The organism is Cellulomonas taurus, from assembly GCF_012931845.1.
Classification (GTDB): domain Bacteria; phylum Actinomycetota; class Actinomycetes; order Actinomycetales; family Cellulomonadaceae; genus Cellulomonas; species Cellulomonas taurus.
The window spans coordinates 753598-767098 of record NZ_CP051884.1 but is presented as its reverse complement, the minus strand read 5'-3'; the positions used below and the strand labels follow the sequence as shown (position 1 = coordinate 767098).

Below are 13501 nucleotides of genomic sequence, written 5' to 3'. Positions count from 1 at the left end.
GGGGAGGGGGAGGTCGAGGAGGCTTAGGTCGCCTCGTCGTCGAAGGGGGCGCGGGTGATCGCCGGGGCCGCCACCGAGGTGGAGGCGGTCGAGGCGGAGGCGGCACCGCCGACGGCGGCAGCACCGGCAGCACCGGCTGTAGCGGGCCGCACCGGTTCGGGGTCGAGCAGGGCGTCACGCACGATCCGGCGCGGGTCGTAGCGGCGCGGGTCGAGGGCCGCCCAGTCGATGTCCTTGACGTCCTCGCCGAGCTCTTCGTCGACCTTGGTCCGCGCGTCCTGCAGGAAGTGCCGGGCCTGCTTGGTCAGGCGCGCCAGCTGCTCCGCGTACTTCGGCAGCCGGGTGGGGCCGATCACGATCACGGCGACGAGCAAGATCACGAGGAACTCGCCGCCATTGATCCCGAACATCTGGCCAGGCTACCCGCCGAACCGACCGAGCGGGAGCGCCCGGTGTCAGGGCAACGAGACGGCGGCGGCCAGGGTGTCCCAGCCACGGGTCAACCGTGCGGGCACCCCGTCGTCGTAACCGTTGCCCGGGAAGGCCGACACCACCTCGGTCGCCGACGCGCCGTCGTCGGCCGACACCACCTCGACCACGGTGTCGCCGTCCTGCCAGGCCAGGTGCCACGGTGCACGTGACAGCAGGTAGACGGTGCGGTCGTCCAGGGTGAGCTGATCGGCACCGACCAGCGCGGCGGCGTCGAGCTGCCCGTGCTGCTCGGTGACCACCAACTCGCCCAGCGGACCGCTCAGGCCGACCCGCAGGGTCTCACCGCCGTCCTGCAACCTGACCGAGGTGACCGACCAGCCCGCCGGGATCTCGGTCGGGGAGGTCCAGCCGGACTGCCGGATCCACCGCAGGTACTCCTCGGTGCTGGAGCCCTCGGTGCTGGCGGCCGAGACGGTGGTCGCGGCGACCTCGGTCTGCCCCAGCAGGGACAACGCCTCCTGCGGCTGCGCGGACGGGGTGACGGCGACCGGGCGGCCACCGAGCACGAACAGCCCGACGGCGACCACCCCGACCCCGGTCACCGACCCGACCAGGACGCGCAGGCCACGGCGGGGCGGGGCGATCTCCCCGGTCAGCGCACGATGGGTCGACGTCGACACCCGGCGCGCCGGTGCCGCCTCCGGCCGCGGTGACGAGGGCGGCGCGAATCCGCCCGGCGCACAGCCGAGCGCCAGCAGACGGGCGGTCAGGTCGCCGTCCGGGCGGACGTCGCACACCTGGGCCATCAGCTGTCGCGCCCGCCGGGCGTCGGCGAGCTCGGTCGCACAGCGCTGGCACCCGGCGACGTGCGAGAGCGCCCGCTCGTTCGCGGCGGGGCTGAGCTGACCGTCGACGACGGCGCTGACCAGGTCCCCGAGGTGCGCGCTCACCGCACGACCGCCTCGGCCGGCTCGACCGCCTCGACGGCGCGGGGCGCACGGTGCTCCAGCGACACCCGCAGGCGGGCACGCGCACGGTGGATCCGGGACCGCACGGTGCCGAGCTTGATGCCGAGGGTCACCGCGATCTCCTCGTAGGAGAGGCCCTCGATGTCGCACAGCACCACCGCGGCGCGGTAGTCCGGCGGCAGTTCGTCCAACGCCGCCTGGATGTCGACGTCCAGGTTCTCGTGCTCGAAGGCCCGTTCCGGTCGGTCGAGGCCCTCGGCCGCCGGGAACCGGTCGGACTCCTCCCCCATCGCGTCCATCCGGATCCGCTGCTTGCGCCGGGCGGTGTCCAGGAACAGGTTGGTCGTGATGCGGTGCAGCCAGCCCTCGAAGGTGCCGGGGGTGTAGTTGGACAGCGAGCGGAACACCCGGATGAAGGTCTCCTGGGTGAGGTCCTCGGCGTCCTGCCGGTTGCCGGTGAGGCGGTAGGCCAGGCGGTACACGCGCGCCGAGTGCTCGCGCACGATGGACTCCCAGCTCGGCGGCTGCCAGTCCGTGTCGGGTGCCGAAGTGGCCAATCGACGTCCTTCGTATCAGCGACCCACGCGATGCGGGCCGGAGAACCAGTGTTCCATGCCAACGTGAACGAAGGCGGAGAAGTTCCCGGGCACTAGGCTGAGCAGCGCTATCAACCGCATCGCATCCAGGAGGGCACCATCGCCACCGACAAGGCCGGGAGCTGGGTCTACGCCGAGGGCTTCGTGCCGGAGGACGACACCCTGCTGCGTGCGCGGGAACGGGCGGCGGAACTGGGCTGCACCGCGGTTGCTCCGGGCACGGGGGCGGCGCTGAGCATGTTGGCAGCGGCCTCGAAGGCACGAGCGGTGGTCGAACTGGGCACCGGTGCCGGCGTCTCGTCGCTGCGATTGCTGCGCGGGATGCCCGCCGACGGCGTGCTGACCACCATCGACGTGGAGGTGGAGCACCAGCGGGCGGCGAAGCAGGCGTTCGCCGAGGAGGGCATCCGGCCCGCCCGCACCCGGACCATCTCCGGCCGCGCGCTGGACGTGCTGCCCCGGCTGACCGACGCCGCCTACGACCTGGTGTTCGTGGACGCCGACATCGAGAACTACCCGGCCTATGTCCGGCAGGCGGTCCGGCTGCTGCGCCCCGGCGGCGTGCTGGCCGTGGACGACGCGCTGTGGCACGACCGGGTCGCCGACCCCGCCCGGCGGGACGAGGCGACCACCCTGGTGCGGGAGACCGGCCGGATCGTGCGCGACGACGACGACCTGATCGTCAGCCTGCTGCCGGTGGGCGACGGGCTGCTGGTGGCGGTCCGGCGCTGAGACCGGACCGCCGAACCAGCGCCTACCGCAGTGCGCTCAGGTAGCTGAGCAGGAGGCGCGCGCCGTAGCCGGTGGCACCCTCGGTGAGCTCGTGCTTGTCCGCGGGCGAGCGACCCGGACCGGCGATGTCCAGGTGGGCCCAGGCACGCGAGCCGACGAACTCCCGCAGGAACAGTGCCGCGGTGATCGACCCGGCGCCGTACTTCAGGTCCTGCGCGACGTGCCGCAGGTCCGCGACGTCCGAGTGGGTGGCGTCGGTGTAGTCGGCGACCAGCGGCATCTCCCAGGCGGGCTCGCCGCTGATGTCGGCGGCCGCGGTCAGTGCGTCCACCAGCGGCCGATCCGTCCCGTACAGGGCAGCGTGCTGCTTGCCCAACCCGATGCTGGCAGCGCCGGTCAGGGTCGCCACGTCGATCAGCACGTCCGGGTCCAGGGTGGCGTCGGCGAAGGCCAGCGCGTCCCCCAGCACCAGGCGGCCCTCGGCGTCGGTGTTCGCCACCTCGACCGTGCGCCCGCCGTACATCCGCAGCACGTCGGCCGGACGGAAGCTGGCGGCACCGAAGTGGTTCTCGGCCAGCGGCAGCACCGCCGTCACCCGGTGCGGCAGACCGGCGTCGGCGGCCGCGAGGACGGTAGCCAGCGCCACCGCGGCCCCGGCCATGTCGGTCTTCATCGTGACCATCGCCTCGCGGGGCTTGATCGAGATCCCACCGGTGTCGTAGGTGATGCCCTTGCCGACCACCACGACGTGGCGTCCGGTCGCGTGCTCCGGCCGGTACTCCACGGTGACCAGTCGGGGCGAGGAGGCGGAACCGGCACCGACGGCCAGGATGCCGCCGAAGCCCTGCGCCGCCAGTTCCTTGGGCCCCCGGACCGTGACCGTCAGCCCGGCCGCCTGACCCAGCTCGGCGGCCCGATCGGCCATCCACTCCGGGTTCTTGATGTTCGACGGGGTGTTCGCCAGGTCCCGGACCAGCCAGGTGGCGGTGGAGCCGCGCACGGCGGTGTCCAGCGCATCGGCGGTGGCGTCGTCGTCCCGACCGACCAGCACCAGCTCGCCGGCGGGCAACTCCCGCGCCGGGACCGGCGCGCCGATCCGCTGCACGCGGTAGTTGGCCAGCAGGTAGCCCTCGGCGAGGGCCCGCACCGACTCCGGCGACTCGGTCCCGACCGTCGTGAGCACCCGGCGCAGGCCACGGGTGGCCCGGGCCAGGGCGGCACCGGCGCGGCGCATGGCCAGCGGGGAGGAGTCGCCCACGCCGACCAGGACGACCCGGCGCGGCAACGACTGCCAGGGCAGTGCGGCGCTCCCGCTGCCCACCGGCCGGGGCAGCAGCAGGGTCCAGGCCTCACCGGCGGACCCGGTCAGGTGCGCGCGCTCGGCGAGCTCGGCCAGGTCGATGCCGTAGCGGGCGGCCGCCTCCGCGGTGCCCTGCCGGGGCTGGAGGTCGGTGTCGTCCGGGGCGGCCGGAGCCACCGGGACGGTGACGGCGTCCACGTCCTGCGCATCGAGCAGGGCCGAGGACGCGAACGAGCCCGGTGCCAGCGAGATCGCGGGCACCGGGCGTCCGATCCGCACAGAGTGCGTGGGGGTGCGAGCCATGCGGTGGGTCGTCAGCTGACGACGGAGGTGAGGGCCTCGCCCAGCTCCTGCGCCTCGGTGGCGTTCAGCTCGACGACCAGTCGGCCGCCGCCCTCCAGCGGAACCCGCATGACGATGCCACGCCCCTCCTTGGTCACCTCGAGGGGACCATCACCAGTCCTGGGCTTCATCGCGGCCATGCGTGGCACTCCTTCTGATCGTGGTTGTACCTGGGAGCAGTCTAGTTCACGGCACCGACTAGGTGCGGGGTCATCGCCGGTCAGCGGCCCACGGCCACCCTCACGGCGGCCACCCGGAGGGTGGGACGAACCGCCAGATCTGCCACAACCACACCAGTTGCAGTCCGAGCATCACGACCACGACCGCGCCGGTCCACACCCGGGCCGCCCACCGCGGGCGGCTCAGCACCCCCACCGTGGCGGCGCCCAGCGGGAACGCGAGCAGCAGGAACCGGGCCAGGCTGCTGCCCGGTTCGATCGCGGCACCGATGTACAGCGGATAGGCGGCACCCCAGGCCCACAGCTCACCACCCAACCGCCGGGTGGACGGTGCGAGCAGCACCACCGCCAGCAGGACCAGGATGCCCACCGCGACCAGCGGCCAGGCGTCGTGGAACCAGAACGGCAGGATGTACCCCCAGGCGCCGAAGGGGGCGATGTGCCGACTCCCCCGCCACGCGCCCTGGGTCTGCAGGTAGGCATCCGGCACGCCGGTCACCCAGCCGCAGATCAGCGGCCACAGCACCCCGGAGACCGCCGAGGCGAGCGTCAATCCCGCCAACCACAGCCAGGCGGGACGGGGCAGCGACCGGTGCTCGCGCCACCGCGACCAGGCGTGCACCAGCACCACGGCGGCGATCGGCAGCGCCACCGCCCGGGTCAGCCCCAGGGCCAGCACCCCGGCCGTCGCCCAGCCGTAGTGCCGGGTGACGACGGCCAGCAGGGTGAGCGCGATCAGCAGCAGTGCCAGCGACTCCGTGTACCCGACCTGGAGCACCACCGACGTCGGGAACACGCTGACCAGCAGCACGGTCGCCAGCGGCAGGCCCGGACGCGCGGCCACCGCCCGGGGTGCACCCCGCTCGATCAGGCGATGGATCACCGGCATCGCGGCGGCACCGAGCAGCAGCGCCAGGGTCGAGGAGACCACCGCCCACGACCCACCGGTCACCGCCATCACCGCGCGACACAGCATCGGGAACAACGGGAAGAACGCCCAGGCGTTCTGGACCACCTGGCCGTCGGTGCCGACCGGGAGCGTGTCCGGGTAGCCGGTCTCGGCGATCTGGCGGTACCAGGTCGCGTCCCACATCAGCCCGGTGTAGTCGGTGTAGCTCGGGTGCTCGCCGGTCCACCCGTTCGCCGCTTGGTGTCCCGCGACCACGACCAACGCGATCCCGGAGAACAGCCGGGCGGCGGCGTAGACGGCCAGGCACTGCACCCACCACGGCCAGCGACGGGGATCCAGTGCCGAGCCGTTCACAGCAGGTCCCCCAGCGCAGCCCTGTTCACACCAGACCCCGCATCGCGCGGGCGGGCGGCCGGTCACCCCGGATCGAGGCCACCATGTCCACCGTGCGGCGGGTGGCGCGGACGTCGTGGGCCCGGAACACCCGTGCGCCGTGCCAGGCGGCGAGCGCCGTCGCCGCCAGGGTGCCCTCCAACCGGTCCTCGGGCGGCAGGTCCAGCGTCTCCCCGACGAAGTCCTTGCGGGACAGTGCCACCAGCACCGGGTGGCCCAACTCGACCAGCGCCGCGGTCCGGCGCACCAGGTGCAGGGAGTGCCAGGTGTTCTTGCCGAAGTCGTGGGTCGGGTCGACCAGCACCGACTCCCGGGGCACCCCGAGGGACACCGCCCGGGCGGCGGCGGTCCGCAGGGTGTCCAGCACGTCGAGCAGCACGCCGTCCAGCGGGTCGGTGCCCGCGGGCGCGTCGGCGGGCAGCGGGTAGACGACCCGGAACGGATCGGTGCGCGGTGGCAGCCCGCCGGTGTGCGAGCAGACCACCCCCAGACCCAGCTCGGCGGCGACCTCGACCAGTTCCGGGTCGTGCCCGGCCCAGGTGTCGTTCAACAGATCGGCCCCGGCGTCGGCGGCGGCCCGGGCCACCTCGGCGCGCCAGGTGTCCACGCTGACCAGCAGGTCCGGGTGGCGACGACGGACCCGTGCGACCAACGGCACCACCCGGGCGATCTCCTCGGCGACGGTGACCTCCGGCCCGCGCCCGGCCCGCACCCCGCCGAGGTCCACCAGGTCGGCGCCCTCGTCCGCGGCCCGGGCGACCGCGTCGTCGGCCCCGGCGTCGTCGTAGCGGGCGGCGGCGTAGAACGAGTCCGGGGTGCGGTTCACCACGGCCATCACCACGGGGTGCTCCGGGCCGAAGCGCCGGCCGCGGAGCACCAGGTCGACTCCGGTCATTCCGCGGTGTACGCGGCGTCGGCGGCCGCGTCCTGCTCGCTCTCCTGCTCCTCCCGCACCGCCTGTTCGGCGGCCCGCAGCTCCACCCCGCGGTCGGCGACGATCTGCACCGCCTCCGCCGGGTCGTCCACCAGCCGGATCAGCGCCAGGTCGGCCTCGGAGATCATGCCGCGCTCCAGCACCGGTCCCCGCGCCCAGTCCAGCAGGCCCCGCCAGTAGTCGGTGCCGACCAGCACGATCGGGAACTCGACGACCTTGTGCGTCTGCACCAGGGTCAGGGCCTCGAACAACTCGTCGAAGGTGCCGAAGCCACCGGGCAGCACGATGAAGCCCTCGGCGTACTTCACGAACATGGTCTTCCGGGCGAAGAAGTAGCGGAAGTTGACCCCGAGGTCGACCCAGGGGTTCATCCCGTGCTCGAAGGGCAGTTCGATCCCCAGCCCGATGGACAGCCCACCGGCCTCGGAGGCGCCCTTGTTCGCGCCGGCCATGATGCCCGGGCCGCCGCCGGTGATCACCGCGTAACCGGCCTCGACCAACCGGCGGCCGACCTCCTCGGCGAGGGCGAAGTCGGGGTGTTCCGGCTTGACCCGCGCCGAGCCGAAGACGCTGACCGCGGGACCGACCTCCGCCAGGGCACCGAAGCCCTCGACGAACTCGCTCTGGATCCGCATCACCCGCCAGGGGTCGCCGTGCAGCCAGTTCGCGCCGTCACCGCCCGCCAGCAGACGCTGATCCGTGGTGGTGGTCGGGATCTGGTCCCGGCGCAGCAGCACCGGACCCTTGCGGTAGCCGGTACCGGGGACGGAGATGCCGTCGTCGCTCATGGGCCCGACTGTACGGGTCGGACCTCAGCGGGTCAGCCACTCCCGCAGCGCGTCCCGGCACTGGCCCAGCTGCTCGACCGGCACACGTTCGTCGTCCTTGTGCGCGAGCAGCGGGTCGCCCGGGCCGAAGTTCACCGCCGGGATGCCCAGGGCGGAGAACCGCGCCACGTCGGTCCAGCCGTACTTGGGGGCGGGCACCCCACCGGTGACCGCCAGCACGGCGGCGGCGAAGTCGGCGGCGATCGGGTCGTCCAGCCCCGGGCGGGCGCCGGCGGCCGAGTCGGTGATCCGCACCGTGAAGCCGTCGAACAGCTCCCGGACGTGCGCCTCGGCCTCGTCGACCGAGCGGGCGGGCGCGAACCGGTAGTTCACGGTGACCACGGTGCGGTCGGGGATCACGTTGGTGGCGACGCCGCCGGAGATGAGCACCGCGTTCATCCCCTCGCGGTAGACCAGACCATCCACCTCGACCTCGGCCGGGGTGTAGGCGGCCAGGCGGTTCAGCACCTCGGCGGTGTCGTGGATCGCGTTGCGGCCGGTCCAGGCGCGGGCGGAGTGCGCGGCGATCCCGGGCACCTCGACCTCGGCCCGCAGGGTGCCGTTGCAGCCCCCTTCGATGCCCCCGTCTGAGGGTTCGCACAGCACAGCGAAGTCCGCGGCCAGCCACTCCGGGTGGTTCCGGGCGATCCGGCCCAGACCGTTCAGCGAGGCGTCGACCTCCTCGTGGTCGTAGAAAACCCAGGTCAGGTCGCGGCTGGGGGCCACGAGCTCGGCGGCGAGGGCGAGCTGCACCGCCACGCCACCTTTCATGTCCACCGTGCCGCGACCCCACAGCACGCCCTGCTCCACCCGGGTGGGCAGGTTGTCGGCGACCGGGACCGTGTCGATGTGCCCGGCGATCACGACCCGGCTCTTGCGACCCAGCTCGGTCCGGGCGACCACCGCGTCGCCGTCGCGGTCGACTGTCAGGTGCGGCAGCGCGCGCAGCGCGGTCTCGATCGCGTCCGCCAACGCCCGCTCCTCGCCGCTGACCGAGCGGAGGTCGCACAGTTGCGCGGTCAGCGTCGTCAGATCGGCGTTCAGGTCCAGGACGGCAGTCATGGTCCCCGACCCTAGTCCGACCGCACCGTAGGCTTTCGGTCATGACCGCGATGCGAACCGCCTGGGGCTGGGGCCTTGCCACGATCGCTGCCGACGGCAGTGTGCTGGACAGCTGGTACCCCGAGCCGACACTCGGTGAGCCCCAGGACGACGCCGTGGCGCCCGCCTTCCGTGCCGCGGAGGGCGAGGACCCGCTGCGCGGCGTCCGGATCGAGCTGGTGCGCACCGTGATCGACCTGGACACCGCCCCCACGAGCACCGCCGACGCCTACCTGCGCCTGCACCTGCTCTCCCACCGTCTGGTGCAGCCGCACGGCCTGAACCTGGACGGCATCTTCGGGGTGCTGCCCAACGTGGTGTGGACCGACCGCGGGCCCTGCGCGGTGGACCGCTTCGAGGAGGTCCGCGCCCGGCACCTGGTCTCGGGCCAGCGGATCACCGTCTTCGGCGTGGACAAGTTCCCGCGGATGGTCGACTACGTGCTGCCCACCGGGGTCCGGATCGCCGACGCCGACCGGGTGCGGCTGGGTGCCCACCTGGCACCGGGCACCACCGTCATGCACGAGGGCTTCGTGAACTTCAACGCCGGGACGCTCGGCACCTCGATGGTGGAGGGTCGGATCTCCGCCGGTGTGGTGGTCGGCGAGGGGTCGGACATCGGTGGCGGCGCGTCGATCATGGGCACGCTGTCCGGCGGCGGGCGCGAGGTCGTCTCGATCGGTGAGCGGTCCCTGCTGGGCGCGAACGCCGGTCTGGGCATCGCCCTGGGCGACGACTGCGTGATCGAGGCCGGCCTCTACGTCACAGCCGGCACCAAGGTGACCCTCGTCGGTGGCGACGCGGCGGGCACCGTGGTGAAGGCCCGCGAGCTGTCCGGGGTGAACGGGCTGCTGTTCCGCCGCAACTCGCTGACCGGTGGCGTCGAGGTCGTCGCACGCTCCGGCACCGGCATCACCCTGAACGCCGCCCTGCACGCGAACTGATGTCCCGACGCGGCAACCGGCTGGGCTGTGCGGGGCTGACCGCCCTGGTGCTGCTGGTCGCGGCGGTCGCAGCCGGGCTGTGGCTGATCCGGCAGGCGAGCACCGCCGACACCGCGAGCAACCGGTGCGTGGCCGTGAACGACGGCACCTCGTGGGAGCTGTCGACGGCGCAGGCCGACAACGCGGCGCTGATCGCCGTCACGTCGATGGAGCGCGGCATGCCGGCCCGTGCCGCCACCATCGGCCTGGCCACCGCGCTGCAGGAGTCCCGGCTGATCAACATCGACTACGGCGACCGCGACTCGATCGGGCTGTTCCAACAGCGACCGTCGCAGGGCTGGGGCACCGTCGAGCAGATCATGGACCCGGTGTACGCGACCGGGAAGTTCTACGAGGGCCTGGCCGACGTCAGCGGCTACACCGAGATGGAGGTGACCGAGGCCGCCCAGGCGGTGCAGCGCTCGGGCTTCCCGGACGCCTACGCCCAGCACGAGCCGCGCGCCCGGGCGTGGGCCTCGGCCCTCACCGGATGGTCGACCGCCGCCCTCACCTGCGACCTGTCCCCCACCGACGGACCGGGCTCGCCGGAGACCTTCGGCCAGCGGGTGCAACGCGACTTCGGCAGCGCGGTGGTCGCCACCGTCGACGGCACCGGTGACGGCAGCCGGATGCTGCTGTCCACCGACGCCCTGACCACCGCCTCCGGGGGCGACCCCGCCCGCTCGGGGTGGGCAGTGGCCCAGTGGGCCGTCGCGGTGGCGGCCGATCAGCAGGTGGTCGACGTACAGGTCGGCGACCAGCTCTGGGATCGGGAGGCCGACGGCTGGGTGACCGCCGCCGCGCCCGTGGCGGACGGGACGGTCGCGGTCACCCTGGCCGGTCAGCGGTCCGAGACGTCCCGGTAGTCGCGCTCGCCGGAGCCGGTGTAGACCTGGCGCGGACGACCGATCTTGGTCTTCGGGTCGAGCATCATCTCCCGCCACTGCGCGATCCAGCCGGGCATCCGGCCAAGGGCGAACAGCGGCGTGAACATCGAGGAGTCGAAGCCCATCGCCTTGTAGATCAGGCCGGTGTAGAAGTCGACGTTCGGGTAGAGCTTGCGCGAGACGAAGTAGTCGTCGTTGAGCGCGATCTCCTCCAGCGTCCGGGCGATGTCCAGCAGCTCGTCGTCCTTGCCCAGGGCGGAGAGCACGGCGTCGGCGCTCTCCTTCACGATGGCGGCGCGCGGGTCGTAGTTCTTGTAGACCCGGTGGCCGAAGCCCATCAGCCGGACGCCCTGCTCCTTGTCCTTGACCCGCCGCATGAAGTCGGTCGCGTCGCCGCCGTTGGCCTTGATCTCGGCCAGCATCCGGAGCACCGACTCGTTCGCCCCACCGTGCAACGGGCCGGAGAGCGCGTTGATCCCGGCCGCGACCGAGGCGTACAGGTTGGCGTGCGCCGACCCGACCTGACGGACCGTGCTGGTGGAGCAGTTCTGCTCGTGGTCGGCGTGCAGGATCAGCAGCTTGTCCAGCGCGCGCACGACGGTCGGGTCGACGTCGTACTGCTGGTACGGCACCGCGAAGGTCATCCGCAGGAAGTCCTCGACGTAGCCGCGGGAGTAGTCCGGGTAGAGCAGCGGCTCACCCCGGGAGGTGCGGTGCAGATAGGACGTGATGGTCCGAGTCTTGGCGAGCAGCAGCACGGTGGCCAGCTCCACCGCCTCCTGGTCGAACGGGTCCAGCGACTCCGGGTAGAAGGTCGCCAGCGCGTTGATCGCGGAGCTCATCACGGCCATCGGGTGCGCACCCGAGGGGAAGGTGCCCATGAAGGTGCGGAAGTTCTCGTGCACGAAGGTGTGCCGGTTCACCCGCTCGACGAAGTTCTCCAGCTCGTCGGCGCTGGGCAGTTCGCCGTTGAACAGCAGATACGCGACCTCCAGGAAGGAGGAGTTCTCCGCCAGCTGGTCGATCGGGTACCCGCGGTAGCGCAGGATCCCGGCATCGCCGTCGATGTAGGTGATCTGCGACTCGCAGGACGCGGTGTTCATGAACCCGGGGTCCACGGTGACCAGGCCGGTGTCGCGCAGCAGCGACGACACCTCGATGCCGGAGTTGCCCTCCGTGGCCGGGACCACCGGCAGCTCGCGGGTGCTGCCGTCCACGGACAACTGCACGGTCGTGGGGTCGGACATGGCGCTCCTCCTCGGGCGGGGTGGTCGGGCGACGATCAGATCGCCCGGAGCGGGGTACGGCTGCGGCTACGTTGCGGCGCCTCGCCCGGTGGCCGGGTGACGGCCCGCCAGCACCGTACGTGACGTGTGGGGCCGCGACCATCCCGAGGCGAGACCGGGTGGTGTGACCCGCCTCACATGCTGGTCAGGCGCTCCGCGGCGGTCGCGATCCGCTCGTCGGTGCCGGTGAGCGCCACCCGCACATGCCGTGGCGCGCCGTAGAACGATCCCGGCGCGACCAGGATGCCCCGCTCGGCCAGTCGTTCGACGGTCACCCAGCAGTCGTCGTCGGCGGTCACCCACAGGTACAGCCCGGCCTCCGAGCCCTCCAGCCGGTAGCCGGCGGCGGTCAGTGCGGGCAGCAGCGTGTCCCGGCGGCTCCGGTACCGCTCGCGCTGCTCGGCGACATGCGTGTCGTCGCCCAGGGCCACGGTCATCGCGGCCTGCACCGGCCCCGGCACGATCATCCCGGCGTGCTTGCGGGTGGCCAGCAGACCGGCGATCAGCTCCGGGTCGCCCGCGGCGAAGGCCGCCCGGTACCCGGCCAGGTTCGACTGCTTGGACAGCGAGTAGAGCACCAGCAGGCCACCGTGGTCGCCGCCGCAGACCCGGGGGTCCAGCAGACTCGGCACGCCGTCGGTGACCCACGGCGCGGCCCAGGGCAGCTCGGCGTAGCACTCGTCGGAGGCCACCACGGCGCCGACGGCTCGGGCCGCCTCCACCACGGCGCGCAGCTGGTCCACGCCCAGCACGCTGCCGTCCGGGTTGCCCGGCGAGTTCAGCCAGACCAGCCGGACCCGCGGCCCCTCCGGACCGGTGAGCACCGCCACCGGGTCGCTGGTCGGCACCGGCGTCGCACCGGCCAGTCGCGCGCCGACGTCGTAGGTCGGGTACGCGGCGGCCGGGTGCAGCACCAGGTCGCCGTCGCCGAGACCCAGCAGCGCCGGCAGCAGCGCGACCATCTCCTTGGATCCGACCGTGGGCAACACCCCGGCCGGGTCCAGCCCCGGCACGCCACGACGACGCGCGAACCAGTCGGTCACCGCCGAGCGCAGCGCGGGGGTGCCCCAGGTCTGCGGGTAGCCCGGCGAGTCGGCCGCCTCGGCCAGGGCACGCCGCACCAGCTCCGGCGTCGGGTCGACCGGGGTCCCCACCGACAGGTCGACGATGCCGTCCGGGTGCGCGCGGGCGCGCTCGGCGAACGGGGTCAGGGTGTCCCAGGGGAAGTCCGGCAGGGCGGCGGTGAACAGACCCATCAGTCGCCGTGCACCTGCAGCGGAAGGGTGGCGATCACCGGGTGGTCCTTCTCGATCTGGCCCATCTTGGCGGCGCCCCCGGGCGAGCCGATCCCGTCGAAGAACTCGACGTTGGCCTTGTAGTACTCGGACCACTGCTCCGGGACGTCGTCCTCGTAGTAGATCGCCTCCACCGGGCACACCGGCTCGCACGCGCCACAGTCCACGCACTCGTCCGGGTGGATGTAGAGCGAGCGCTTGCCCTCGTAGATGCAGTCGACCGGGCATTCCTCGATGCAGGCCTTGTCCTTGACATCCACACAGGGCTGGGCGATCACATAGGTCACGACTTGTCCTCCACACGCCCTCGACAGCCGGGCGGTCGCACGTTCGTTC

General features: G+C 72.6%; 15 protein-coding genes. 3 read left to right on the top strand and 12 right to left on the bottom strand.

Annotated elements, in window-relative coordinates:
* Positions 1–23 precede the first annotated feature (23 nt).
* The 3 genes from HGK68_RS03515 to sigE are packed head-to-tail and all read right to left on the bottom strand — an operon-like array spanning position 24 to position 1957.
* Entirely contained in the window at positions 24–410 is a 387-nt protein-coding gene (locus tag HGK68_RS03515) for a twin-arginine translocase TatA/TatE family subunit (protein ID WP_169164709.1), read from the bottom strand.
* A 45-nt stretch (positions 411–455) separates the two neighbouring features.
* Positions 456–1382 carry an anti-sigma factor family protein gene (locus HGK68_RS03510; protein ID WP_169164708.1) on the bottom strand — a complete coding sequence of 309 codons (927 nt, stop codon included), beginning with the start codon at positions 1380–1382 and terminating at the stop codon, positions 456–458.
* Positions 1379–1957 (bottom strand): RNA polymerase sigma factor SigE, encoded by a 579-nt coding sequence (gene sigE / locus HGK68_RS03505; protein ID WP_169164707.1) that lies wholly within the window; start codon positions 1955–1957, stop codon positions 1379–1381. Before sigE ends, HGK68_RS03510 begins: the two co-directional genes overlap by 4 nt.
* Before the next feature lie 138 nt (positions 1958–2095).
* Between sigE and HGK68_RS03500 the strand changes: the two genes are divergently transcribed.
* The gene (locus HGK68_RS03500; RefSeq protein WP_169166925.1) at positions 2096–2728 is read left to right on the top strand and encodes an O-methyltransferase; all 633 of its coding nucleotides are present in this window, start codon (positions 2096–2098) and stop codon (positions 2726–2728) included.
* Positions 2729–2750: 22 nt separating this feature from the next.
* On the opposite strand, the gene HGK68_RS03495 is transcribed toward HGK68_RS03500, so the two are convergent.
* The 6 genes from HGK68_RS03495 to dapE all read right to left on the bottom strand — a co-directional run bounded on the left by HGK68_RS03495 (position 2751) and on the right by dapE (position 8675).
* A complete protein-coding gene (locus tag HGK68_RS03495; protein ID WP_169164706.1) occupies positions 2751–4331 on the bottom strand; it encodes a leucyl aminopeptidase family protein in 1581 nt (526 codons plus the stop codon).
* Between the two features lie 11 nt (positions 4332–4342).
* Complete coding sequence (locus HGK68_RS03490; protein ID WP_082812748.1) at positions 4343–4510, bottom strand: DUF3117 domain-containing protein; 168 nt, start codon at positions 4508–4510, stop codon at positions 4343–4345.
* Positions 4511–4610: 100 nt separating this feature from the next.
* Positions 4611–5813, bottom strand: a complete 1203-nt coding sequence (locus tag HGK68_RS03485; protein ID WP_169164705.1) for a hypothetical protein — start codon at positions 5811–5813, stop codon at positions 4611–4613.
* A 25-nt stretch (positions 5814–5838) separates the two neighbouring features.
* Complete coding sequence (folP, locus tag HGK68_RS03480; RefSeq protein WP_169164704.1) at positions 5839–6747, bottom strand: dihydropteroate synthase; 909 nt, start codon at positions 6745–6747, stop codon at positions 5839–5841.
* Positions 6744–7574 carry an LOG family protein gene (locus tag HGK68_RS03475; RefSeq protein WP_169164703.1) on the bottom strand — a complete coding sequence of 277 codons (831 nt, stop codon included), beginning with the start codon at positions 7572–7574 and terminating at the stop codon, positions 6744–6746. Before HGK68_RS03475 ends, folP begins: the two co-directional genes overlap by 4 nt.
* 24 nt (positions 7575–7598) lie before the next feature.
* Positions 7599–8675, bottom strand: a complete 1077-nt coding sequence (gene dapE, locus HGK68_RS03470) for a succinyl-diaminopimelate desuccinylase (protein WP_169164702.1) — start codon at positions 8673–8675, stop codon at positions 7599–7601.
* Positions 8676–8716: 41 nt separating this feature from the next.
* Between dapE and dapD the strand changes: the two genes are divergently transcribed.
* Both dapD and HGK68_RS03460 read left to right on the top strand, forming a co-directional pair.
* A complete protein-coding gene (gene dapD / locus HGK68_RS03465; RefSeq protein WP_169164701.1) occupies positions 8717–9658 on the top strand; it encodes a 2,3,4,5-tetrahydropyridine-2,6-dicarboxylate N-succinyltransferase in 942 nt (313 codons plus the stop codon).
* A complete protein-coding gene (locus HGK68_RS03460; RefSeq protein WP_169164700.1) occupies positions 9658–10563 on the top strand; it encodes a hypothetical protein in 906 nt (301 codons plus the stop codon). The genes dapD and HGK68_RS03460 overlap by 1 nt, the downstream gene beginning before the upstream one ends.
* On the opposite strand, the gene HGK68_RS03455 is transcribed toward HGK68_RS03460, so the two are convergent.
* The 3 genes from HGK68_RS03455 to fdxA all read right to left on the bottom strand — a co-directional run bounded on the left by HGK68_RS03455 (position 10539) and on the right by fdxA (position 13452).
* Positions 10539–11831, bottom strand: coding sequence for a citrate synthase (locus HGK68_RS03455; protein ID WP_169164699.1), 1293 nt, complete (start codon positions 11829–11831; stop codon positions 10539–10541). The two genes, HGK68_RS03460 and HGK68_RS03455, sit on opposite strands and share 25 nt — an antisense overlap.
* 173 nt (positions 11832–12004) lie before the next feature.
* Positions 12005–13126, bottom strand: coding sequence for a succinyldiaminopimelate transaminase (gene dapC, locus HGK68_RS03450; RefSeq protein WP_206155793.1), 1122 nt, complete (start codon positions 13124–13126; stop codon positions 12005–12007).
* Positions 13126–13452, bottom strand: a complete 327-nt coding sequence (gene fdxA, locus HGK68_RS15915; RefSeq protein WP_206155792.1) for a ferredoxin — start codon at positions 13450–13452, stop codon at positions 13126–13128. The genes dapC and fdxA overlap by 1 nt, the downstream gene beginning before the upstream one ends.
* Positions 13453–13501 lie beyond the last annotated feature (49 nt).

Bases quoted from the DNA above. Each gene is read 5' to 3' on its own strand.
- HGK68_RS03515 (WP_169164709.1), bottom strand. From the start codon at position 410: ATGTTCGGGATCAATGGCGGCGAGTTCCTCGTGATCTTGCTCGTCGCC.
- HGK68_RS03495 (WP_169164706.1), bottom strand. From the start codon at position 4,331: ATGGCTCGCACCCCCACGCACTCTGTGCGGATCGGACGCCCGGTGCCC.
- HGK68_RS03490 (WP_082812748.1), bottom strand. From the start codon at position 4,510: ATGGCCGCGATGAAGCCCAGGACTGGTGATGGTCCCCTCGAGGTGACC.
- folP (WP_169164704.1), bottom strand. From the start codon at position 6,747: ATGACCGGAGTCGACCTGGTGCTCCGCGGCCGGCGCTTCGGCCCGGAG.
- HGK68_RS03475 (WP_169164703.1), bottom strand. From the start codon at position 7,574: ATGAGCGACGACGGCATCTCCGTCCCCGGTACCGGCTACCGCAAGGGT.
- dapE (WP_169164702.1), bottom strand. From the start codon at position 8,675: ATGACTGCCGTCCTGGACCTGAACGCCGATCTGACGACGCTGACCGCG.
- dapD (WP_169164701.1), top strand. From the start codon at position 8,717: ATGACCGCGATGCGAACCGCCTGGGGCTGGGGCCTTGCCACGATCGCT.
- HGK68_RS03460 (WP_169164700.1), top strand. From the start codon at position 9,658: ATGTCCCGACGCGGCAACCGGCTGGGCTGTGCGGGGCTGACCGCCCTG.
- HGK68_RS03455 (WP_169164699.1), bottom strand. From the start codon at position 11,831: ATGTCCGACCCCACGACCGTGCAGTTGTCCGTGGACGGCAGCACCCGC.
- dapC (WP_206155793.1), bottom strand. From the start codon at position 13,126: ATGGGTCTGTTCACCGCCGCCCTGCCGGACTTCCCCTGGGACACCCTG.